The organism is Streptomyces sp. NPDC056503 (genome assembly GCF_042794995.1).
GTDB lineage: Bacteria > Actinomycetota > Actinomycetes > Streptomycetales > Streptomycetaceae > Streptomyces.
In genome coordinates this window covers 1-1407 of the sequence record NZ_JBHTST010000277.1, presented here as the reverse complement: position 1 = coordinate 1407, position 1407 = coordinate 1, and the positions used below count along the sequence as shown (strand labels likewise).

3 protein-coding genes are annotated in these 1407 nt (G+C 73.7%); all 3 read left to right on the top strand.

Annotated features, from left to right (window positions below):
- Window positions 1–162 precede the first annotated feature (162 nt).
- The 3 genes from ACFQ8C_RS37015 (at window position 163) to ACFQ8C_RS37005 (ending at window position 1351) form a co-directional block, all read left to right on the top strand.
- Window positions 163–498 carry a hypothetical protein gene (locus ACFQ8C_RS37015; RefSeq protein ID WP_383466355.1) on the top strand — a complete coding sequence of 112 codons (336 nt, stop codon included), beginning with the start codon at window positions 163–165 and terminating at the stop codon, window positions 496–498.
- A gap of 181 nt (window positions 499–679) precedes the next feature.
- Window positions 680–922 carry a hypothetical protein gene (locus ACFQ8C_RS37010; protein WP_383466353.1) on the top strand — a complete coding sequence of 81 codons (243 nt, stop codon included), beginning with the start codon at window positions 680–682 and terminating at the stop codon, window positions 920–922.
- Window positions 923–1039: 117 nt separating this feature from the next.
- On the top strand, window positions 1040–1351 hold the full coding sequence (locus ACFQ8C_RS37005; RefSeq protein WP_383466351.1) for a hypothetical protein: 312 nt from the start codon (window positions 1040–1042) through the stop codon (window positions 1349–1351).
- The last annotated feature ends 56 nt before the right edge of the window (window positions 1352–1407 follow it).

The window sequence follows — 1407 nt, the reverse complement described above, 5'->3', positions numbered from 1 at the left end:
GCACGCGCACCAGCCACTTCGCAGCACTCGGCCCCGCCGAGCCAATGCTCAGCGGGGCCGAGTAGCGCCACCCCCGAATTAACCAACAGCGTCGGATCTCTTCCGGGCGGGGTGTTGCCGTTCCCTGCCCGAAACCCTCACCCTCTCGGGAGACCGACCACCGTGCGCCGATACCGCTACCGCTGCACCATCTGCCGCACCACCAGCCCCGTCGTCCTCGACCTCGACGACCTGGACGCCGAAGGTGACGCCCACCGCCAGGCCGTTCACGGCGGCCACTTCCCCGACGGTGAAGTGGCCGGCGAGATAGACCGCCAGGGCCGCTGGTACGCCGCCCTGTCCCCGCTGGCCGTTCTTCACGCCCGCATCGCCGACGGCCTCAGTGACCTCCGCGACGAGAAGACGATGGGCCACTACTGGTGGGCCAGCGCCGGCTCCGCCCTCCTGATCGGCGGCTCGGCCGCCCTCATCGCCCTCGTCGTCTCCGCCGCCCTCTGACACAGGCTCCGACCGCCCCGCCCCGCCCCGCCTGGCCACCGGCACCGGCCCGCCCCGCACCCCGGGAGCAGCCGGTCCCCGGTGACCGGACAGGCCGACCGGCCACCGCCCGCGCCCCGCAGACCTCCCGGTCGGCGGGGCACAGCACTTCCCGCTCTGCCGACCCGTCCGGGAGAACCCGATGCTCCGTCTGATCCGCACCCGCACCTACCGCGAGCTCCACACCCACGTCCAGGAGCTTCACGACCGCGCCGCCAGTCAGGAGCGCGGCCGCCTGGCCGCCGAGTACCGCATCACCCAGGCCCTGCAGGTCCTTCAGGGCGAGGACACCGAACTGTTCACCCGTCTGAGCGACGCCCTGACCGGCGACAGGCAGTTCACCGTCGCCGCGCCCCTCGACGCGGTGGAGCCGAGCACGGTCTGACGGCTCCCTGTGCCGCCCCCTGGCCCGCGTACCGCGCGGAGTCCGGGGGCGGTGCGGAGGACCGGACAGCCCGGCCCCGGCCGTCCAACGGCCGCACCCACCGCGCAGGAGACGACGATGACCGCCACCGTGCTCACCGCCGAGACCCTCATCAGCCGCTACGCCGCCGACCTCGCCTACGTCGCGCAGGAGCCCCCGGCCACCGACCTCGCCGCCCTCATGAGCCAGCTCGACACCGCCGCCTCGCGCTACGAGGCGGCCGGCATCAACGGGCACGAGGACCTGGAGACCGCCTCGTCCCACCTCGACGAGGCCCTCAACAGCACCGACGAGACCTCCCGCGACGTGTTCCTGCGCCGCGCGGACGAGCTCCTGCGCCCGCTCGTCGGGGACATGACGCAGGAGTACCGCACCGCGGCCGGTGACTGACCCGAACCGCCCGGCCCGCTCCGTGTGCGTCCCGCCCCTCACGACTGAGGAGGGGC